The 21408-nt window shown below is 62.4% G+C and carries 19 protein-coding genes; 3 read left to right on the top strand and 16 right to left on the bottom strand.

Going from position 1 to position 21408, the window contains the following annotated elements; translation table 11 throughout:
* Positions 1-3: 3 nt before the first annotated feature.
* Positions 4-1221: a thiolase family protein gene (locus G7047_RS07680; RefSeq protein WP_166303082.1), complete on the bottom strand. Its 1218-nt coding sequence runs from the start codon at positions 1219-1221 to the stop codon at positions 4-6.
* 22 nt (positions 1222-1243) lie between these two features.
* A complete protein-coding gene (locus G7047_RS07675; protein WP_205904738.1) occupies positions 1244-2038 on the bottom strand; it encodes an enoyl-CoA hydratase-related protein in 795 nt (264 codons plus the stop codon).
* 99 nt (positions 2039-2137) lie between these two features.
* Here G7047_RS07675 and G7047_RS07670 point away from each other — a divergent pair, with 99 nt between their 5' ends.
* Complete coding sequence (locus tag G7047_RS07670; RefSeq protein WP_166303079.1) at positions 2138-3043, top strand: LysR family transcriptional regulator; 906 nt, start codon at positions 2138-2140, stop codon at positions 3041-3043.
* Between the two features lie 61 nt (positions 3044-3104).
* On the opposite strand, the gene G7047_RS07665 is transcribed toward G7047_RS07670, so the two are convergent.
* The 10 genes from G7047_RS07665 to G7047_RS07620 form a co-directional block, all read right to left on the bottom strand.
* Positions 3105-3950: an oxaloacetate decarboxylase gene (locus G7047_RS07665; RefSeq protein WP_166303076.1), complete on the bottom strand. Its 846-nt coding sequence runs from the start codon at positions 3948-3950 to the stop codon at positions 3105-3107.
* A 236-nt stretch (positions 3951-4186) separates the two neighbouring features.
* Positions 4187-4828 carry a flavin reductase family protein gene (locus tag G7047_RS07660; RefSeq protein WP_166303073.1) on the bottom strand — a complete coding sequence of 214 codons (642 nt, stop codon included), beginning with the start codon at positions 4826-4828 and terminating at the stop codon, positions 4187-4189.
* Between the two features lie 78 nt (positions 4829-4906).
* Positions 4907-5875: a tripartite tricarboxylate transporter substrate binding protein gene (locus G7047_RS07655; RefSeq protein ID WP_166303069.1), complete on the bottom strand. Its 969-nt coding sequence runs from the start codon at positions 5873-5875 to the stop codon at positions 4907-4909.
* 68 nt (positions 5876-5943) lie between these two features.
* Positions 5944-7140, bottom strand: coding sequence for an iron-containing alcohol dehydrogenase (locus tag G7047_RS07650; protein WP_166303066.1), 1197 nt, complete (start codon positions 7138-7140; stop codon positions 5944-5946).
* Positions 7137-8210, bottom strand: coding sequence for a CaiB/BaiF CoA-transferase family protein (locus G7047_RS07645; protein WP_166303063.1), 1074 nt, complete (start codon positions 8208-8210; stop codon positions 7137-7139). Before G7047_RS07645 ends, G7047_RS07650 begins: the two co-directional genes overlap by 4 nt.
* Positions 8211-8215: 5 nt before the next feature.
* Entirely contained in the window at positions 8216-9001 is a 786-nt protein-coding gene (locus G7047_RS07640) for a citryl-CoA lyase (RefSeq protein WP_166303060.1), read from the bottom strand.
* Positions 9002-9004: 3 nt separating this feature from the next.
* Positions 9005-11158, bottom strand: a complete 2154-nt coding sequence (locus G7047_RS07635; RefSeq protein WP_166303057.1) for an acetate--CoA ligase family protein — start codon at positions 11156-11158, stop codon at positions 9005-9007.
* Positions 11155-11667, bottom strand: coding sequence for a MaoC/PaaZ C-terminal domain-containing protein (locus G7047_RS07630; RefSeq protein WP_166303054.1), 513 nt, complete (start codon positions 11665-11667; stop codon positions 11155-11157). The genes G7047_RS07635 and G7047_RS07630 overlap by 4 nt, the downstream gene beginning before the upstream one ends.
* 8 nt (positions 11668-11675) lie before the next feature.
* A complete protein-coding gene (locus G7047_RS07625) occupies positions 11676-12821 on the bottom strand; it encodes an acyl-CoA dehydrogenase family protein (protein ID WP_166303051.1) in 1146 nt (381 codons plus the stop codon).
* A gap of 41 nt (positions 12822-12862) precedes the next feature.
* A complete protein-coding gene (locus G7047_RS07620) occupies positions 12863-13612 on the bottom strand; it encodes an SDR family NAD(P)-dependent oxidoreductase (protein ID WP_166303048.1) in 750 nt (249 codons plus the stop codon).
* A 251-nt stretch (positions 13613-13863) separates the two neighbouring features.
* Between G7047_RS07620 and G7047_RS07615 the strand changes: the two genes are divergently transcribed.
* Positions 13864-14610 carry an IclR family transcriptional regulator gene (locus G7047_RS07615; RefSeq protein WP_166303045.1) on the top strand — a complete coding sequence of 249 codons (747 nt, stop codon included), beginning with the start codon at positions 13864-13866 and terminating at the stop codon, positions 14608-14610.
* Positions 14611-14765: 155 nt separating this feature from the next.
* On the opposite strand, the gene G7047_RS07610 is transcribed toward G7047_RS07615, so the two are convergent.
* The 4 genes from G7047_RS07610 to G7047_RS07595 all read right to left on the bottom strand — a co-directional run bounded on the left by G7047_RS07610 (position 14766) and on the right by G7047_RS07595 (position 19943).
* Entirely contained in the window at positions 14766-15653 is an 888-nt protein-coding gene (locus tag G7047_RS07610) for a LysR family transcriptional regulator (RefSeq protein WP_166303042.1), read from the bottom strand.
* Between the two features lie 68 nt (positions 15654-15721).
* Positions 15722-16813 carry an ABC transporter ATP-binding protein gene (locus tag G7047_RS07605; RefSeq protein ID WP_166303039.1) on the bottom strand — a complete coding sequence of 364 codons (1092 nt, stop codon included), beginning with the start codon at positions 16811-16813 and terminating at the stop codon, positions 15722-15724.
* Positions 16814-16842: 29 nt separating this feature from the next.
* Positions 16843-18471 (bottom strand): iron ABC transporter permease, encoded by a 1629-nt coding sequence (locus G7047_RS07600; protein WP_240939533.1) that lies wholly within the window; start codon positions 18469-18471, stop codon positions 16843-16845.
* Positions 18472-18659: 188 nt separating this feature from the next.
* Positions 18660-19943: an ABC transporter substrate-binding protein gene (locus G7047_RS07595; protein WP_371813885.1), complete on the bottom strand. Its 1284-nt coding sequence runs from the start codon at positions 19941-19943 to the stop codon at positions 18660-18662.
* A 325-nt stretch (positions 19944-20268) separates the two neighbouring features.
* On the opposite strand from G7047_RS07595, the gene nadA reads away from it, so the two are divergent.
* Positions 20269-21396, top strand: a complete 1128-nt coding sequence (gene nadA, locus G7047_RS07590) for a quinolinate synthase NadA (RefSeq protein ID WP_166303030.1) — start codon at positions 20269-20271, stop codon at positions 21394-21396.
* The last annotated feature ends 12 nt before the right edge of the window (positions 21397-21408 follow it).

Below are 21408 nucleotides of genomic sequence, written 5' to 3'. Positions count from 1 at the left end.
CTGTTAGCCATCGTTGCCGAGCACCAGCGCCACGCAACTGCGGCCCGGACGCCCATAAGGAATGCCGCCAAAGCCGCACACCGCCCCCATCCGCGGGTTCTTCACTTGGCGTTCGCCCGCTTCGCCACGCAGTTGGGTGACCGCCTCGACCAGCGGCATGAAGCCGCCAATCGCTCCGCCGGGCTGCCCGCCCGAGAGCTGACCGCCATCGGTGGACAGTGGAAAATCACCGTCGAAGCGCAGGTTTCGCTCCTCCACAAAACGCGCGCCCTCGCCCTTCTTGCAGAAGCCCCAGTCCTCCATCGACATCATCGAGATGAACGGGTAGTCGTCGTAGGGCTGAAAGAAATCGAGATCGTCGTGGCCCACACCGGCCATCTGCATCGCCGCCGGAGCCGAGCGCGCAAAGCCCGTCGTGGTGATGTCGGGCAGCGTGCGCTTGCCGTGGTAGTAGTTATTGGCCTCGCCAAATCCGCGCAGCCACACCGGCCGGTCCGTCAGCTTGCGCGCCGTCTCGCCCGAGGTGACGATATAGGCCAGCCCACCGTTGACGATGGGCACGCAATCGAGCAGCCGGATCGGATCGGACAGCATGCGCGAATCCATATAGTCGCCCACAGTCATGGGCTGCCGGTAAATCGCTCCGGGGTGCAGCGACGCATGAAAGCGATTGCTCGCGGCGATCTTTCCGAGCGTCTCGAACTTGAGACCCGGGAACTGGTGCATGTAGCGGGTGAGCACCAGCGCAAACTGCGCCGTGGCCCCCATCACACCGAACGGTCCTTGGAAATCCCAGTACGTGCCGCGCGTACGCTCCGGCGACAGCGGCAGTCCCGGTGCGGCCGAGGGGATGTTGAGCGGCGTGTCCGCACCCACCACCAGCACCCGGTCGACTACCCCGGCGCGAATCATCGCCGCCGCACGGATCAGCATGGCCGATGCCGACGCGCCGCCCTGATCCGCACGCAGCAGAATCTGTGGACTGATGCCCAGACTCTCCGCCGTGGCCGCCGACCAGTTGACCGTGTGCGCCGCTTCCGCATGCGCTACGCCCAGCCCCTGATCGTTGAAATCATCCTTGCTCATGCCCGCCTTCTGCAGAGCGAGTTCTGCAGCCCAGGCGATGTATTCATCCACCGTGTACTGCATCTCTCCCGGCTTGGCGCGGCTATAGGGCGTGCGCCCGTAGCCCACAATCGCGACATCATCTTTGCTGCTCATTGGACTTCCTGTGGTGTGAAATTCATTGACCGGTGAACACGGGCGTGCGGCGTTCGGCGAACGCGCGCATGCCCTCCTTCTGGTCTCGCGTATCGAACAGCGACTCAAACGCCCGCCGCTCCAGCAGAAGGCCTGCCGCCAGCGACCCATCGGCACCGGCCAGCGCCACCTGCTTGATGAGCCGTATCGCAATGGGCGGCCGCGATGCAATCTGTGCAGCCAGATCGACGGCACGCTGATCCAGCGATTCGTCAGCTACGACCTCGCTCACCAAACCGGCTTCCATGGCCTCATCTGCAGATATCGGATCGCCGCTAAGCATCAGATGCATCGCTCGCCAGTAGCCCAACGCACGCACCAAACGCTGCGTCGCACCGCCACCCGGCATGATTCCAACGTTCACCTCGGGCTGACCAAAGCGCGCACTGCGTGCCGCCAAAATGATGTCGGCATGCTGCGCAAGCTCGCAACCGCCACCGAACGCCGGGCCGTTCACGGCCGCAATGAGCGGCTTGCCCAGTTCGGCAATCGCCTTCCAGGTCTTCAGCACCGGCAAGCGCGACACGGCCTGTGGGCCCATCTCGGCGACTTCCTTGAGATCCGCCCCGGCTGCGAAATGTCCGTGGCTGCCACGCACGATGACGCAGCGTACTGAATCGTCGGTTTCCAACTGACGGAACATGTCATCTAGCTCGCATCGAAGCGGCGTGTTCAGCGCATTGCGCGCTTCAGGACGATGGAGCGTAACCCGCGCCACGCCTTGCGCTGGGTGGTCCAGCAACACCAGTCTTTCCGCATCTCCCGTTCCAGTCATCATGGTCTCCTGTGGGGTATGCGTTCATTATTCGAAGCTCTTGTCCATTTCACAAATTTAGATAAAGAATGCGCAATATTCTGGAATCAAATAGTGGTGCCAATGAACCTGCGAACGCTGGACCTGAACTTGCTTCGAATCTTTGATGCGGTGTTCACCGAACGCAGCATGTCCAAGGCGGCTCTGCGACTGCATCTGTCGCAGCCCACCGTCAGCAACGCCATGGCGCGCCTGCGCGAGCGCTTGGAAGATCCCCTGTTCGAGCGCAGCGCCGAAGGCATGGTGCCCACCGCGCGCGCCAAGACGCTGGCAGAGCCGGTGCGCCAGGCGCTGGCGCTGCTGGAGCGCGGCATACAGGGCAACCCGGATTTTGATTTCGCCCACATCGAGCGCGAGTTCGTCATCGCCGTCGAGGACTATGGCGAGACCGTAGTGCTGCCGAGTTTCATCGACTGGATGTCGCAGACCGCACCGGGTCTGCGCATCCGCATCCGCCCCTCGGTCGGCCCACAGCTGCTGACCGATCTGCGCGAGGGCAAGGTAGATCTGGCGCTCGACTATTTCCCCACGCAGGACCTGGCCGTGCGCAACGTCTGCGTGCTGACCGAAACCCTGCTGACCCTCACGCGCAAAGACCACCCCGAGGTCGGTGACCGCTTGAGTCTGGAGACTTATCTGCAGCTGCGCCACGTGGTGCTTGCGCACCAGGGCACATCACGCCCGATGATCGATCTCGCGCTCGCCAAACGCGGGCAGAGCCGCAGGATCGCCGTCACTGTGCCGCATTTCCTTTCCATGCCAATCCTTGTGCAGACCAGCCACCTCGCCGCCACGCTGCCGCGCCGCATGGCGCTGCTCTATGCGGACAATTTCCGGCTCCAGGCACATGCGGTTCCTTTGCGCATTCCCAAGTTTCCGGTCTACCTGCTCTGGCACTCCAACACGGATCACGACGCGGGCCTCAGATGGTTGCGCGAACATCTGGTGGAGTTTTGCAAGCGTCTGTAGGGACGCGCCGCTAGACGCGGGCCCGTTCGCCGTATCGTCGTATTCACTTCCGTCGACTCAATCACCGTTGAGGGCCCTGTTCGCGCTTGCCGAAAAGCGTGTTGAGTTCAACACCAGAAGACGCGCCTGCAAAACCATCGAACTTGCCATCCTCGATGATCGTGCGTGCCGCGCGCAGAAATCCACCCCACGCTGAACGCGCCAATGCGCCGCCAACACTTACGCGCCTCACCCCGAGGTCAGCAAGCTCCGGCACGGTCAGGTCACTTTCCCAACCGATCAATACGTTGACTGGCTTAGGCGCAACTGCTTTGACGACAACAGCGATTTGCTCGCGCGTCTTGATCCCCGGTGCATACAGGCAGTCGGCGCCAGCAGTTGCATAGGCTTGCAGTCGCATGATGACGTCGTCGAGATCGGGGCGACCCACGATGAAGTTCTCCGCGCGCCCGATCAGCAAGGTGTCTCCGCCTGACGCGTCAATGGCGTCACGCGCTGCCCTCATCCGCTCAACAGCGTCCGCAACGCCTCGCAGTGGCGACTGCGGGTCACCGGTCGAGTCTTCGATGGAAATGCCAGCGACTCCGGTCTCCACCGCCATGCGCACACTGCTGGCGACTCCCTGCGCCGTATCGGCGAACCCGCTCTCGAAATCGGCGTTGACGGGTAGTTCTGTCGCTTCAACCATGTAGCGCAGATGCGCCAGCGTTTCAGCAAGCGACAATTGTCCATCCGCTCTCGCACAAGACCAGGCGTAGCCCGAACTCGTAGTAGCCAGGGCCTTGAAGCCCAGCCCTGCCAGCGCACTGGCGCTGCCAGCATCCCATGGATTGGGAAGCACGAAGCAACCCGACTGATGAAGTTCACGAAAGATGGCTCGTTTTTCGGCTGTAGTACGGTAGCCCATGGAAGCTCCTTGATGGACCGTTGGGGTTTCCCAGTTTCCGGGAAGCATTGATGACATGATGCGCTCGGGACGCAAACATGCCAAGGACAAGAAGAACGTTCACGAACGATTTTTGTCACAGGACATCGCCAATCCCAAGACATGCATCTGTGCCCCGATGCAACCTCAACACGCGTCAATGATGGCTGCAATGGCTGCAATGGCTGCAATGGCTGAGGCAATGGCGGCCATCCAGCTCAGTTGGATGGCCCCTGACGTTCCTCCCATTGCTCCACGCTCAGTTGCTGCATCACGAAACGATCTGACGTGCGGGTGTACCAGCCCGGGCTCTCCATGCGTCCGATGGCGGCAAAGCGCGCGCTGTCAATGTGGCAGCGCCCTGCGTCCTTGACGCATTCATCATCGATGTGCACCGCCTGAACGGCGGCCACCACGATCACCGATGAGGGCTGCACGTCGATGATTTGTTGAAGCCTGCATTCCAATGCCAGCGGGCTGCTCGCGATTCTGCGGCCTTTTATCCTGGTGCAGGGCGCAGTCTCCAGACCGGCTTTTTCCAGCTCGTTCACGTCTGCCGGAAACGGGACGGCCGTTGTGTTCATGGCCTGAGCGAGCGAGGCAGTCACCATGTTAATGGCGAACTCTCCAGTAGCGCGGATATTGGCGAGGCTGTCTTTGTCCCTGCCCTTGGGTTGTCCCATTCCGATGCAGACGATGGGTGGATGGCCGCCAAAGAAATTGAACAACGAATAAGGAGCGGCATTCACCGCGCCGTTCGCATCCTGACTCACCACCCAGGCAATGGGCCTCGGCACGATCGTGGAAGAAAGCAGCTTGTAGCTGCGTGCGAGATCCAGTGTCTCCATGTCGAACAGCATGATGCCCTTTCTTCCTGTGTTCTTCACTCCAACGCGGGAGACGTGGCTTCAGCCCCATGTCCTGCCCGGAGTGCGGTGTCAGTTCGAGTTGATCGTGACGCGCTTGAGCACTTCCGACCAGCGGCGTTGGTCTTCATCGATCAACTTGTCCAGTCCCTTGCTGTCCGCCTGCAATGGGATCGCGCCCAAATCCGATATCTTTTGCTGAATCTCTGGGTCCTGCATGACCGCGCCCATTTCCTTGCTGAGACGGTCGATGATCGGCCTCGGTGTCTTGGCCGGCGCAAAAATGCCCATCCAACTCGACGATTCGGCGCCCTTCACGCCCGCCTCCGCCGTGGTCGGCACGTCCGGCAGCGATTTGATGCGGTCGCCGTAGACGACGGCCAGCGCCCTGAGTCGGCCCGACTTGATGAAGCTTGCCGTCGTTGCGGGGTAGTCGAATGCCACGGGAACGGCTCCGCCCAGCAGGTCCTGTACAGCCGGTGCGCTGCCGCGGTAGGGAATGTGGGTCATCTGGATTCCGGCCATGTCCTGAAACAGCTCGCCCGTGAGATTCGCCGCCGATCCGTTGCCCGCTGTGCCGTAGCTCAGCTTGCCGGGGTTGGCCTTGGCGTATGCAACGAGCTCGGGAAGCGTCTTGTAGGGAGCATCGGCCCTCACCACGATGACGGTCGCGGCATCAATGAAGCCGTAGACCGAAGCGAAATCGCTGGCCGGTGGAATCTTCACGTCCTTCTGCGTCATCGCGTTGGTCACCTGCGTACCGCGCGTGCCCATGAACAGGGTATAGCCATCCGGCTTGGCGCGCGCGGCGTATTCGGCACCGACTGCACCGCCCGCGCCCGGTCGGTTGTCGATGACGATGGGCTGACCCAGCCGCTCCGACAGCTTCTTGGCAACCAGTCGCCCCGACGCGTCCGTGATGCCTGCGGCCGTATACGGGATGACGAGCGTGATGGGTCGGTCGGGATAGCTCTGGGCACCGGCGGTCTGCATCAAACCGCAACCCACCATCCACATCACCGAGTAAACAAGCTTCTTCATTTCAATGTCTCCTTTTTAGTGAACTCAATCTTGTGACCGACTGCCTCTTCTTTATGGCAGTCTGATCGCTACCAGGCCATCTCCAGAATTTCCAGCGCATCAGCGGCGCTGCGAACCGGGCGGGGGTTGTGCCGCATTCCGGGATCGTGCAGGCTCTTCTCAGCGACCTCGGCCAGATCGCTGCTGGGAACACCGATATCGCGCAGTCTCGTTGGCAGTCCCAGCCGCGCAATGCACTGGCTGATGAGGGGTGCAAGCACATCACCGCCCTGCCCCAGTCCGGACAGCACGCGTGCCTGCTGCGCCCGGTTGTGCGTCAGATTCCAACGCAGAACCGAGGGAAGCAGTGCGCACGACGTGAGTCCGTGATCCACCCCCGCATGCGCGCCAAGTACATGCCCGAGTGCATGGCTTGCGCCGGTGCGCACACCGGCTGATCCACCCGCAATCGACAGCCATGACGCCAGTTGGCATTGCAGCCTTGCCTCCAGATCACCGGGCGCGGAGTGCACCGCCGGCAATGACGCGAGCAGCATCCCGAGGGCGTGGATGCTCAGCGCATCCGATATGGGATGGCTGTGCAATGCGGTCAATCGCTCGACAGCGTGATCGACGGCCTTGATGCCGCTTGCAAGGAATGTGGGCAAAGCGAACTCGAGCGTCAGCCTCGGATCGAGAATCACCGTGCGCGGCGCCATGGCCGGGTGAGCCACGATCTTTTTGATCTTGCGCTCCGGGTCGGAGACTCCCGCAAACCATGTGTACTCCGCCGCCGAAAGCGTCTGCGGGATGGCAGTGACGCCCAGCCATTCGCTCGCATTCCATTGACGCGATCCAGGGTCGACGCTGCCCGCGTCGGGAGCATCGAGCAGCACCGATGAATGGTTCGTGTCGCCCGCGCTCAATGCGTATGCCACCGCCTTGGCTGTGTCGATGACCGACCCGCCTCCGATGGCGATCAGATGATCCGCTCGCAACCTCCGCGCCAGCGCAGCGCCCTCCATCACACACTGGGTGGGCGCATGCGGCAAGGCTCCGCAGAAGCTTGCGGCGTGGTGCCCGCCCAGCGCAGACTCCAGACTGGCCAGCGTGGCCGTATCACTTGCACGCGGCGAAGCGATCACGAGGACGCGCTTCACGCCACGTGCGATCACGTCAGTCACCGCAGCCTGCTCGAACGGCTGGCCGTGCACCACCCGCTCCAGCACGGTATTGCGGTACATGCCGCAGGCACTCGCAGACATTGCGGATTGCGTCGTGTTCATGGCTTGCCCGCCCCACTGGAAGCCATGTCCGCGCCCATGCCGTCGAGCTGGACAGGAAAACGGACAAAGGCACTGCCGTCATGCGCCTGCAAAGAACGCCCGGCCCTCGCGCTGGCCTGCAGCAGGTCTGAAGGCGTCACCAGTCGCATCACCGGGACGTCTGCCGCGACAAGCGTATCGTGCAGCTCGGCACTTTCGCGCAGCAGCACCCGCTCGGCCATAAGCTTGCGGATGGCTGTCGCGTTCGCGGCGCGATGCTCGTAGTCCAGCCATTCAGCCCCGGCAAAGGCATCGAGCGAAAGCACCTCGACCAGCCGCTGCCAGAAGTGGTCTTCCAGCGCGCAGATGGTGATGTCCTGCGCATCCCTGCATCGAAAGACGCCGTAGGCGGGCTTGTCGAGCACATCACAGCGCTGCTCGGCAAGCGTGTTCAGCCCCTGCGCCTGAAAACTGCCAAGACGCGGATTCATCCAATGCGCGAGGCAGTCCGCGAGCGCAATGTCAAGATGCTGGCCGCGCCCGGTTTGCCCACGCTGGATGAGCGCGGCCAACACCGCACTCAATCCGTACATCGAACCACAGAGATCGGCCACCGGCAGACCGAACACATGCTCCGGCCTGCCATCAGGAAGACCGGATAGCGCCAGCGCGCCACTGGTGGCCTGATAGTTGAGATCGTGCCCAGGCCACAGCGCCCGCACGCCAGACTGCCCATAGCCGCTGAGCGATGCATAGATCAAGCGCGGGAAGCGCGCGCTCAGCGTCTCGTAGTCGAGCCCCAGCCGTTTCATGACGCTGGGGCGGTAGGCCTCCAGCAAAACGTCCGCATCGCCAAGCATCAGCTCGACCCGCGCACGCCCAGCTTCCGACTTCAAATCGATCCGAATGCAGTCCTTGCCGCGATTGACGGCATTGAACACGCCCGGCGCCATCAATCGGGCGTTGTCCCCATGCGGCGGCCGCTCGACCTTGGTCACGCTCGCGCCCAACTCCACCAGATTTTGCGACAGGAAGGGACCCGGCAGCAGTTCGGTGAAATCCAGAATGCGTATGCCTTTGAGTGGTGCCATGGCCTTCACTTCGTCCGGTTGGCTTTGACGTTGCGCGGATCCTGATCGAGCACCAGATCCCAAAGCTCCTGTCCGGTCGGGTGCTCCGCCTCTTCGCGTACATGCGCGACCAAACCCGCTGCACGCCCCACCAGCATCAGGCCGCGCCCAAAGATTCCATCGAGGCCCATGTCGGCGATGATCGCTCCGAGCGCGCCCGCACCATTGAGTGGAAGACGCTTGCCCACTTCCTGCTCCAGAGCCCCGGGAATCGCCAGCGCGAGGCGCCAGTGCTTTCCGTAGAAGCCATGCTGCTCGGAAAGGTCACGCAGTACCGGAACGCGGGGATCGCCATGCACATGGATGTTGTGACCGAGGCCGGAGATCGGAGTGCGGGTTTCACGATGGGTGCGCACCAATCTGAGCGCGCAGGCCGCCACGGTGGCATCGTCTGCAGAGGTCTCGAGGTCCTCCGCGCCCTTCTTGAGCATCTCGGCCACGTTCTGCACGGTTCCAAGAAAGCGGCTACCGGCTCCCAACAAACCGGAGGCGATGGCGCCCTGCACCGACTCGGGCGCGCCGAGAAAGGTCAACCGCGCAGACAGCGCGCTGGGGGTGAGTCCGTGGTCTGCCGCAGCGACCAGAATCAGGTTGGCCATGGCCTTCTCGCGCGGCTCAGGCATGCGCGAGAAGTTCAGCCAGTAGATCATGTCGACAAAGTCGAATTTGCCGAAAATTTCAGTGGAAAGGTTCTTGCCACGCACCGTGATGACGTCGGGCGTCGTGTAGCCGATTTCTGTTTTGACTGCCATGCTTTATTGCTCCGATGAACTATTGAGAGACGCTTCCACGATCACCACCGCATCAAGCGGGATGGCACCGCTGCCCTCCGGTCCCACCCACACGGGGTTCAGGTCGATTTCCTGCACCTGCGGATGATTCACCACAAAGTCCGACACTTTGAGCAGCAGCGCCTCCAGCGCGGCGAGATCGCACTTCGGTTTGCCGCGCGCTCCATCAAGCAATGGGAAGCACTGCACCTCGCGCACCATGTCCGCACAACTGGCGGGGGTGAGCGGCAGCATGCGGCGGCTGATGTCCTTGAAGACCTCCACATAGATACCGCCGAGGCCGAAGCTCATAATGGGACCGAAGACCGCGTCGCGCTGCACGCCGATGAAGACCTCCATGCCACCACCGGGTGCCATGCGTTCTATCAACAGACCGTCGATGGTCGCGTGTGGCGCCTTGGCCTTCACGGAAATCAGGATGGCTTCGCAGGCCGAGCGCACCGCCTGCGCGTCCTTCAGGCCAATGGCGACCCCGCCCACCTCGGATTTGTGCGCGATCTGCGGGCTCACGATCTTGGCAACGACGGGGTAGCCCATGGCATCTGCCATGTGCACTGCGGCATTCACATCCGCCGCGACGCCGCGCTGCAGGAACGCGATTCCCGCATCGGACAAGAGCTGCTTGCCTTGCGCTTCGGTCAGTGTTCTGGTGGGCACGTCTTGTGCCGATGCCGACGGCTCACCCACCGGCAAGGGTGTGAAGCCCGGATCGCGATTCCTGAGCCAGCGACCCCACGCTATCCAGTGCCCTATGGCACGCACCGCGTTGTTCAACGAACGAGAAGGAACCAGCCCCGCCTTCACCAGCGCGTGATAACCGTCGCCGAGACGATCACTCATCCATGCGGGAAGAATCGGCACGTTCGTGTGAGCCTGCACGCGTATCGCGCTCTCCGCGTTCTCGCGCATGACCTTGCCGTAGTCGAGCGGAAAGGTGTAGAGCACGAGCGCCACCTCGGGGTCTTCGACGATGGCCTGAAGCGTGTCGTCCACGAGCCGCGAGTTGGTGAAGATTTCCGTTCCCACGTCCACCGGATTGCCGATGGCGGCGTAATCCGGCAGCACGGCCTTCAGCTTCTCGGTGGTGGCCTGTTCGAATTCGGCGAGCTTCAACCCGGCACTGCCGACCTTGTCCGCAGCCAGCGTGACGGCACCGCCCGACGGTCCATAGATGACCAGCTTTTCCTTGCCCGTGGGCAACTGCCGAGCGAGCAGCCACGCCGTGTCGACCAGCTCGTCCATGTCATCCACTTCGATCACGCCGAGCTGCTTGAGCACCACGCTGTTGATCTGGGCGGACCCTGTGATGGAGGCTGTGTGCGACTGCGCGGCGCGAATGCCGTATTCCGACTTGCCCACTTTGAGCGCCACCACAGGCTTGCCTTTGGCTGCCGCATGCTGGACCGCAGCGACGAATTTCTCGCCGCTCTTGAAACCCTCGATGACAGTGACGATCACCTTCACATCCGGTGCATCGGCCATGTAATGAATGAAGTCGCTGACCTCCAGATCCGCCTGATTGCCCGACGACGCCCACGCGGCCACGCCGATGCCGCGTTCCATCGACTGCATCACCGTGCGGCCCAATCCACCGCCCTGCGTCGCAAGGCCGATGGGGCCAGGTGTCAGGTCGAGACGAAACGCCGGTGAAAACGACATGCCCAGCTTCGCGTTGATGTTGTTGAGTCCGGGGCAGTTCGGTCCGTAGATGCGCATCCCGCTGCGCTCGGCGATGCCGCGCATGAGTTGCTCGACACGCTTGCCCTCTTCGCCGGTTTCACCGAACCCGGAGGTCAGCACGATGGCAAAGCGGGTGCCCTTCTCGGCGCACTCTTCCAGCGCCTGAACGACGGACTGGGCGGGCACGGTGACGATGGCGACATCCGGCGCCTCGGGCAGATCCTTGACCGACGGGTAGCAGGGAACGCCACGGATTTCGGACTTCGTCGGATTGACCAGATAGAGCGGCCCCTTCAGCTCGGACACCTCGAGCAGGTTGTCGAGCGTGCGCCCGCCCACGCTGTCGCTGCGGCTGGAAGCGCCCACCAACGCAATGGAGCGCGGGTTGAACAACAGATGCAGGTCCGAAAACAGACTCGGTTGATCGGCCAGATTCATTTCACCTCCTTGCGCTTGAACATCATGCTCACCATGCATTCGACGAGCACCTCGCCACGTTGCGACACCGCATTGCGCCGGAACTTGACGATCCCTCGATCAGGCTTGGACGAGGGACGAGCCTCGACAACTTCGATATTCACCGTGATGGTGTCGCCGATGAAGGTCGGCCTGAGAAAGCGGCACTCTGTGCCCAGCAGCGCGAGCATGGAGGGCTCGAGAAGCTGATTGACGACGGTTCGCGTATTGAGCCCCGCCATGTACGACACCACCAGTTGCCCGTGTGCGATGCGTCGTCCGAATGGGCCGTTGCGTGCGGCTTCCTCATCCACATGGGCACGATTCAGATCGCCAGTCAACGTGGCAAAGGCGACCACGTCGGTCTCGGTGATGGTTCGCGAAGCGGTCTGGTACTTGAACCCGACTGGAAGGTCTTCCCAGAAGTAGCCGCCTGGAGTCAACGTATTCAGATCGGCTACCGGCATTTCGATCAAGGTCGATTGCGACATGGGACTCCTCACGCGATAGCGGACATGCCAAGCAGGCTGCGTCCGATGATCAACGTCTGGATCTCCGTCGTGCCCTCGGGGATCGTGCCGCCACGGGTGTCACGGAAGATGCGCTCGATGGGGTAGCCCACGGCATAACCCTGGCCACCATGCACCTGCAGCGCCATGTTGGCCACCTCGTGCGCGGCCTCGGTCGCGTAGAGCTTGGCGATGGCGCATTCCATCGTCGCGCGGCCCTGCTGCATGGCGCACGAGGCCTGATAGGACAGGGCCCGTGCCGCGTTCACCCGCATCGTCATGTCGACAATGTGCTTTTGCACCAACTGGAAGCTGCCGATGGGCTTGCCGAACTGCACGCGATTCTTCGCATAGTCGGTGGCCAGATCGAGCGCGGCCTGCGCCGCGCCCACGGCACCGTGCGCAATGTGCAGACGCCCAGCATCCAGGCCCGCCAACGTGACCCGCATGGCCTCGCCCTCTTCGCCCAGCAGATTCTCGCGCGGCACCTTCACGTCGTAAAAGCCCAGTTCTGCCGTACCCGTGCAGCGCAGCACCATGGTCTCGACGGCGCGACGCTCGAATGGCGACTCCTTGGCATCCACGATGAAAAGCGAGAGCTTGCCATCGCTGTCCGGACTGTAGGTGCGAGCAACCACGATGCCGATGTCGCCCCACAGACCGTTGCTGATCCACAGCTTGCGTCCGCTGATGACGTAGTGATCGCCCTTGAGGTCCGCGCGCGTCTGAACGGCGGCCGGATTGGATCCCACGTTCGGTTCGGTGATCGCGGTGAAGATGGAGCGCTTGCCTTCGATGAGCGGCTTGAGGTACTTCTCCTTCTGCTCGGGCGTTCCCCGGCTTGCCAGCATCAACAGCGGTACGTTGGTGCAATTCATCATGGTGCGCAAGGACAACCAATGGTAGCCAAGCTGCTCGAACATCATCGACCAGGTCACATAGTCGATGCCAAGGCCCCCCTCGGACTCAGGCAGCACGCCGCCGATGTAGCCGAACTCGGCGAGTTTGGGAAACAGCTCGAACGGGAATTTGCGTTCGGCTTCGCTTTTCTCGATGAGCGGCGTGACTTCGCGCTGCATGAAGCGGCGTATCTGGTCTCGCAGTTCGACCTGCTCGGAGGTGAGATCAAAATTCATGGTGATTCAGTTCGCTTGAAAACAGGGGAAGGAAAAATCGGTCAGCCCGAATAGCGGCCACCGGTGACGAACAGCGTGGTGCCGCTGATGTAGCGGGCCACGTCCGAAGCCAGAAACGCGACTGCATTGGAGATGTCGCGCGGTTCGCCCAGAAAGCCCACTGGCACCTTGGCGGTGGCCGCTTCCTGCAGCTTGGGAAAGTGCGGCAGATTGCGCATGCCGGGGGTCATGATGAAACCCGGTGCCACAGCATTCACCGTCACGCCGAACCGGCCTTGCTCCTGAGCCAGCGCGCGGGTAAAGCCCACCAGCCCCGCCTTGCCTGCGGAGTAGTTGGTCTGCCCGGGGTTGCCAAAGAGGGAGCGCGACGAGATGTTGATCACCCGGCCCCACTTCTTCTCCATCATCTCCGGCAGCACGGCACGCGAGCAGAGAAATGCGCCCTTGAGGATGATGTCCACCACACTGTCCCATGCCTGCTCGGTCATCTTCGTGAGGTAGCCGTCCTTCACGATGCCCGCGTTGTTCACGAGGATGTCCACGCCGCCCAAGGAACGCGCCTGCGCCACGAGGTGTTCGACCTCGTCCTCACGCGTCACATCGCAAGCCACGGCAATCGCCTCGTGCCCCGCCTCGCGCAGTGCTTCGGCCGTCTCATTCGCACTGCCGACATTGATGTCCGAGACGACGATCCTGCACCCTTCTTCCGCCAGTTTGAACACCGTATCCCGGCCGATGCCGCTGCCAGATCCGGTCACCAGCGCCACGCGCCCTTTGAGGTTGAGTTCCATGTTGCTCCTTCATTTTTATTCAACGATATTTCGTTTAATTTAACGATTGGTCGTAATTTAAAGTTCAACCATTTCGATGTCAACCGAGATTGAGCGGATACCACCATTTCTCATGGAAATCCCTTAAATTCTGGTATTTTCCGATTTCAAACGGATTCATCAGTTCGACCCCACGGGAGGGAGTCAATCATTTAGAACATGATTTCGAAATAAAATACGACCTATCGTTATCTATTCAGTAAGGAATCGGAGTGCCCGCAGACGTACCCGCATGTGCCCGGACCTTGGCCGTTCTTGAAGTCTTCGCTCGTGAAAAGCGCGAGTTGTCCGTATCCGACGTGGCCCGATTCCTGGACCTGGCGGACAGCAGTTGTTCAGACCTGCTGCACACCATGCTGAAGGCCGGCTACGTGATGCGAACCGCCAAGACGCGGCGCTTTTATCCGACCAGCAAGCTCTACTCCATTGCGCTGGACATCTCGCGCAACGACCCGCTGTACATGGCCACTCTCGAGATGGTGGAACTGCTCAGCGACAAGACCGGCGAGTCCGCCTTCTGCGCCATGCTGGAAGATGGCGCAGCCAAGGTGCTGGCAACGGCAGAAGGTCGACACCATCTGCGCTACGTGCTGCGCCCCGGAGAGCGCATCGCCTTGCATGCATCGGCATTGGGCAAGGCCGTGCTCGGCAGTCTCGATGACGAAGAAATGCGCCGACAGTTGCGCCTCAAACCGATGCGCAAGGTGACCAGCGAAACCATCGTGGATCCCATGGAGCTGGAAGACAACGTCAAGGGACAGCGCGAGCGCGGTTGGTACAGCGTTCAGGAAGAAGGCAATGAAGGCGTGCTCGCCTTTGGCATTCCGCTGCAGATCGGCAATGTGACCGTTGCGCTGTCGATTGCCGGCCCACTGGAGCGGATGCGCAAAAACCAGGAAGCGTATCTGGCAGAAATGCGGCTTGCTGCTGGCGCCTCGCTGAACGACAAGCCTGCTTGAATGCGCGTTAGCACGCGTCAGGCGATTGGTGAACAAGGGCCTGACACGAATGCTCTTGGTGCCATGGCTGCACAACAGCTCTGCCATGGTTTGGGCTGCTGAGCACCCCCACGGTGTTTGTCTCGATGAGGCCTGCGCGGGAAAACCGGCGAAGCTCAGTTGTCCATCAGTCCCCACACCCGTCGAAGCTGTGACAGCGTCGCCACCAATGCGGGGTCATGTTCCGCAGACCGGGCATAAATGAACCCCAGTTGCGCGGGCACGCGTGCGTGGGGCCAGATGACGAGTTCGTTCTTCTCGGCCAGGTCGATGGCCTTGTCTTCTCTTAGCAAAGTCAGCCCGAGACCTGCACGAACGAGGCTTTCGCCAGCAGCCATGGTGTCGGCCTCGAGAATCTGGTGCGGGGCCAAGCCCTGCCGTGCAAACAGGGACAGCAGGAGTTGTTGGGTATGGTGCTGCACCGGGGTGGCGATCCACGGAAGCTGGGCAATGTCGCGCCAGCCCGCCCCGAGCACTTCGGCGCGCAGGGCTGCAGGGGCGACGATGCGGTAGTGGCGTGTCTGCAGGACCAGCGCCTCGAGTTCGCGCGGCATGTTGGCGGCGATGTAGAAGGCGCCCTGCATGCCGCCCGACATCACCTGTTCGCAGAGTTCCTGCGCGAGGCCATAGCGGGTCTTGATTTCGAGAAGCGGCAAGGCGGTGACCAGCGCGCGTAGCAGCGATCCGAGACGCAGCGAATCGGGGTCTGTGCTGGTACCTATCATCAGCTGACCGGTGATCTCGCCCTGCAGTTCCTTGGCGCGACCCTGCAGATGGCCTGCGGCGTCGAGCACTTTCTGCGCATCGGCGAGCAGCGATTCGCCCGCGCGCGTGAGGCTGATGCGGCCCGGCCTGCGGTCGAACAAGGCGACACCCAACTCCTCTTCAAGCGCCTTGATCTGCGCGGTGACGGCTGGCTGCGTCACATGCAGCGTCTCGGCCGTGCGCGTCACGCTGCCGAGCGTGGCGGCGGTCACGTAGGCGCGCAGCTGGTACATCTCCATACCATCGAGCCTAACGCAGCGGGGCGCAACCAGTGATTACTGGAATTCCCGTAGAGCGCAGAAAAATTTCAGGCATCCAGATAGCGCATCTGGCTGGGCTCGATGCCAAGGCGCACCACCGTTCCGGTGGGCAGCATGCCGATGCCCGAGTAATGCGGCTGATCGGCCACCACGGCAACCTCGCCCACGCGCACGCGATAGCGCGAGAATTCACCGAGGAATTCGGCGCTCTCCACGCGCCCGTCCATCCAGATGCGCGACGCGTCACCCGCGTCGTCGCGCACGGCGATCTGCACCTGGTGGGGACGGAAGGACACGGCGGCAGGCCCCACCGTGGGCGGCTCGGTCGGACGTGGAAGGCGCAGATTGCCGATGCCGGGCACGTGAAACGACAGCGACTCGCCGCTCACCTGCATGACCTCACCCTCGAGCACATTGGCCGTGCCGACAAAGCCCGCTACGAAACGGTTGACCGGGTAGTCGTAGAGTCCGGTCGCCGAGCCGACCTGCTGCAGCACGCCCTTGTCGAGCACGGCCATGCGGTCTGCCGTGGTCATCGCTTCTTCCTGATCGTGGGTGACGAAAATGGTGGTGAGGCCGAGCTTGTGCTGCAGGTTCTTGAGTTCCTCGCGCATCTGCACGCGCAGATTCTTGTCGAGGTTGGAGAGCGGCTCGTCGAGCAGCAGCAGCTTGGGCTCGATCACGACGGTGCGCGCGAGCGCCACGCGCTGCTGCTGGCCGCCCGAGAGCTGGCCGGGCCTGCGCTGGGCGAACTGCGAGAGGCCGACGAGGTCGAGCACCTCGCCCACCTTGCGCTTGATCGCATCGCGCGATTCGCGGCGCTCGACAAGGCCGAACGCGACGTTGTCGAACACCGACATATGCGGCCACAGCGCGTAGTTCTGAAAGACCATGCCGATGTTGCGCGCATGCGGCGGCACGGACGTGATGTCTTGGCCGCCGACCAACAACTCGCCGCGCTGATGGCGGTTGAACCCCGCGATGAGCCGCAGCAGCGTGGACTTGCCCGAACCCGAGGGCCCGAGCAGCGCGAAGAATTCGCCGGGTTCGATCTTGAGATTCACGTCGCGCAGCACCTCGTTGTTGCCATACGAGAGGCTGATGTGGCGGCATTCGAGCGACACGGGATGGAGTTGCATGACGGGCAATCCTTCTTGAAATGTTCAGTTCAAATCGACTGCACCGTGGCGCGCGAACGCTCCACGAAACGGTGCGAGAAATAGGTGCCTAGACCGACGACGATCACCGCCAGCACGCCGAGCGCCGCGCCCGGACCACGGCCGGAGACACTCTGCATGTAGAGGTAGATGCCGTAACTCATCGGCGCCTGGCTTTCGCGCGAAACCAGCATGATGGTGGCGGACAGCTCCACCGCCGCCGTGATGAAGCTGGTGACGAAACCGGCCATGATGCCGCCCGCCATCAGCGGAACCATCACGCGGCGGATCACGCTCATGCGCCCTGCACCGAGACTCTGTGCAGCCTCTTCAAGCGAGATGTGCACCTGCTGCAGCGCCGCCATGCACGAGCGCAGCGCGTATGGCAGACGCCGCACGGCGTAGGCCAGCATGATAAGGACCCACGACGCGATCACTGGCGTGTCGGTGAACGGCAGGTTCACGTCACGAAACAGGCGCAGATAGCCGATGGCGAGCACCAGCCCGGGAATCGCGAGCGCGACGGAAGCCATGTAGTCTAGCCACTGCCGCGCGGGCAGTTTGGTGCGCAGGATGAGGTAGGCGATGGCCGTGCCAATCACCACGTCGATGGTGGCCGAGAGCAGGCAATACAGCAGCGTGTTGCCGATCATGTTGCTCGAGTCGTTGAAGACCGTGGCGTAGTGCTCGAGCGTGTAGCTGTCGGGCAGCACCGAGAAGCTCCAGACCTTGGCGAAGGACATCAGCAGAATGCCGAAGTGCGGCGCGAGCACGACCAACAGCACCAGCACGATCCAGCCATAGGCGATGACGGCCTCCCAGACGCTGAGCCTGCGTTTCTGCAGCGCGCTGCCGCCCTTTTGCAGCGTGGCGTAATCCTTGCCCTTCATGAGGCGCGCGGATGCCCACAGCGCCGCAATGGAGAACACGATCATGATCACGCTGATCACATAGCCGAGGGGATCATCGAGGCCGACGGACGTGATGCGCAGATAGGCCTGCGGCGCGAGCATGTTGGTCACGCCCATGACGAGCGGCGTGCCAAGGTCATCGAACACCTTCACAAACACCAACGCCGCCCCCGCCAGATAGCCCGGCATGGCCAGCGGAAAAATAATGCGGCGAAACAGCCGGAAGCCGCGCGAGCCAAGGTTGAGCGCAGACTCTTCCATGGCACCGTCGATATTGCGCATGGCGGCAACGAGGTTCAGCAGGATGAATGGAAAATAGTGGATGCTCTCCACAAAGATCACGCCGATGAGCCCGTCCATGATGGGCACGGTGAAGCCGAACCATTCGTCGAGCAGCAGGTTGACCGAGCCGCTGCGCCCGAAGATCAGCTGCAGCGCCACCGCACCGACGAACGGCGGCATGATCAGCGGCAGCACGCCCAGCGTCTGGATCAGCAGCGCGCCGCGAAACTCGAAGCGCACCGTCAGATAAGCGAGGGGCACCGCGATCAGGCTCGAGAAAAACGCGCTCGCAAGCGACACCAGAACGCTGTTGATGAACGATTCGGTGAACACCGTCTGGCCGAAGAAGTTGGCGAAATGCCCGAAGGTGAGGCTGCCGGTCTCGGTGACGAAGGCGGTGTAGATCACCATGCACACCGGGATGATCAGAAACGCCAGCAGGAACATGCCGATCAGGATAAAGGCAATCCACGGGCCTATGCCAGAGAAAGCGACGGATGCAGGCGTGGACGCGCGGGGCGCATCTCCTGCCGGGCCCTGCGCCGAAATGTGTGCACTCATGAAGGAGCTCCCGCGATGCACCGCCTCCGCGGCGCATCGCTCAAAGAACAATGAGGATCAAAGAACCTGCCCGCTCACTTGGCCATGCCCTTGGCCTGCTGAGCCAACTGCAGCGCCTTAGCGTAGTTGGACTTGGCCTTGTCGGCCCACATCTGCTCCAGACCGGTCAGCTCCTTGGCCACCGCTACGTCGCGGCGGCTCTTCTTGAAGAGTTCGAGAAACTGCGGATCGTCGGCATTCGACGCGCCCACCAGCGGCGAGAACGCGAGCGAGCGCGCCTGCGACAACAAGTCCTTGCCCTGTGCATTCGGCTTGGCCTTGAGCGCCTTGTCGGCCTCGTGAATCGCCTTGGTCGCGGCCTGCAACTCCTTCAGGCGGAAGGTCACCATCTGGTCGAAGAGGTTGATCACCACCTGATAGCGCGACTCGGCAAGGTTGGTGTCGAAATGCACCTTGGCACGCTTGGCCACTTCCTGCGGAACGGGATAGCCTGCAGGGGCCTTGAGCGTGCTGTAGGGCAGGATCGGCAGGCGACTGATCTTGGGGTCGAACAGCAATTGCTGGCCCGCAGTGGACATGGTGAAGGTCATGAATTTCTTGGCCTCGTCCGCATTCTTGGCGCCGGCGATCAGCGCGATGTTAGCGGGCACGACGGCGGTCATTGACGGATAGACGAAGTCCACCGGAAAGCCCGAATACTTGCCCGCGAGCCCGAAGAAATCGATGACGATACCGAGGCCGAACTGGCCGTTATTCACACCGTCCGGCACCGCGAAGCTGCGGTCGGTCACCGCTGCGGCGTTGCCCATCATCTCAAGCAACTGGCCCCAGCCCTTCTCCCAGCCCTCGCCCTGCAGAATCGTCTCGACCGTGAGTTGCGTGGTGCCCGAGCGCGAGGGCGACGAGATCGCCACATGGCCGAAGTATTCGGGCCGGGTCAGATCGCTCCACTCCTTGGGTGCCTCGAGCTTGTGCGCCTTGAGGTAGCGGGTGTTCCACATGATGCCGTAGCCCGCGAGCGCTTGGCCGTAGTACATGCCCTCTGGGTCATTGAGCGGGAAGTTGCCAATCTTGGCAGGAGCGCTCTTGTTCACCGTCTCGGGCGCGGGCGTGAGCAGCTTGGCGCGCGCCAACACTTCGAACGCATCGGGTGCGCTCGCCCACATCACATCGGGGCGCTGGCCCTCGGGCAGCTCGCGCACATAGGCCACGGAGGCCGTTGTGTTCTTGTTCAGGATTTCGACCTTGATGCCGGGATTGGATGCCTCGAACACCTTCTGGTAGGCGCTCGTCAGTTCCTTGGGGAAGGAGGTGAGCACAGTCACCGTTCCGGCCTGCGCGATGCCGACGCTGCACATCCAGCCAGTTGCGACCGCTGCTGTTTTAGCCACTGCCGTCGCCGCTGCCACCCAGTTCTTCTTCTGCATGTCGTGTCTCCTGATGATGGTGATGGGGGATGTTCGGACTCTAGCCGCGCCCGTCGCACGGGGCCAATCACAAGTTTTGATGCGGCCCATCAGTCAACCGAGTGGTCGGGTATACCCCCGATGCAAAACTTCTGACCACATGGTGCAGAGGGATTGGAAAAATTTTCATCGAATATTGCTCAAACTGAGCATAATCCAGCCAACTCAGCGAATCCCATCCAGTCGCGATGGGGCCGCAGGCACATAGGAGCGAGACATGCAGACCATCACCGTGCAATATGACCACCCGGATTCCGGCGCGACCTGCGGCCTGAAGGACGCTTGGGCGCGCGTTCCGGCAGACCCCGGCCCCGCAGAGCGTGCGCGCAGCGAGCAGCGCGTGCGCGAGCTGCTCAAGCAACGCGATGCGGTGATCGTCGCGCATTACTACGTAGACGGTGCGCTGCAGGAGCTAGCACGCGAGACCGGCGGCTGTGTCGGCGATTCGCTGGAGATGGCGCGCTTCGGCGCCGAGCATCCGGCCTCGACGCTGGTCGTCGCGGGCGTGCGCTTCATGGGCGAGACGGCCAAGATCCTGAGCCCCGAAAAGACCGTGCTCATGCCCGATGACGACGCCACCTGCTCGCTCGATCTGGGCTGCCCGGCCGACGAATTCAGCCGCTTCTGCGACCAGCATCCCGACCGCACCGTGGTGGTCTACGCCAACACCAGCGCGGCGGTGAAGGCACGCGCGGACTGGGTCGTCACCTCATCCGTCGGCAAGGAGATCGTTGCACACCTGCATGCGCGCGGCGAAAAAATCCTCTGGGCACCCGACCGCCATCTGGGCGCCTACATCCAGCAGCAGACCGGCGCGGACATGCTGCTCTGGCAAGGCTCGTGCGTGGTACACGACGAGTTCAAGGCCGACGAGTTGGCCCTGCTCTCCAAGGAGTACCCCGAGGCCGCAATCCTCGTGCACCCCGAATCCCCCGCGTCGGTCACGGCGCTTGCGCATGTCGTGGGATCGACCACCCAGCTCATCACCGCCGCCGGTCGTCTCGACACCGACCGCTTCATCGTTGCGACCGATCAGGGCATCCTGCACGACATGCAAAAGCGCTACCCGCACAAGCACTTCATGCCTGCCCCCACCGCCGGACAAGGCGCAAGCTGCAAGAGCTGCGCAATGTGTCCGTGGATGGCGATGAACAGCCTTGGGGGCATCGAACAGGCGCTCACATCGGAGGTCGGCTCCATTGAACTCGACCCCACATTGGCACAAGCCGCACGCCTGCCCATCGAACGCATGCTGAAGTTCGCCGCCGACGCCAAACAGCGCGTGCGCGCAAGCGGCGAATTCGCCAGCGACGGCGCATTGTTCAAGCACTACGGCCCGGCCTGAAAGGAAACATCA

Origin of the sequence: Diaphorobacter sp. HDW4A (assembly GCF_011305995.1) — a bacterium.
Lineage (GTDB): Bacteria > Pseudomonadota > Gammaproteobacteria > Burkholderiales > Burkholderiaceae_C > Diaphorobacter_A.
Note: the sequence above shows the minus strand (reverse complement) of the source record. Positions and strands in the feature narration are given on the sequence as shown.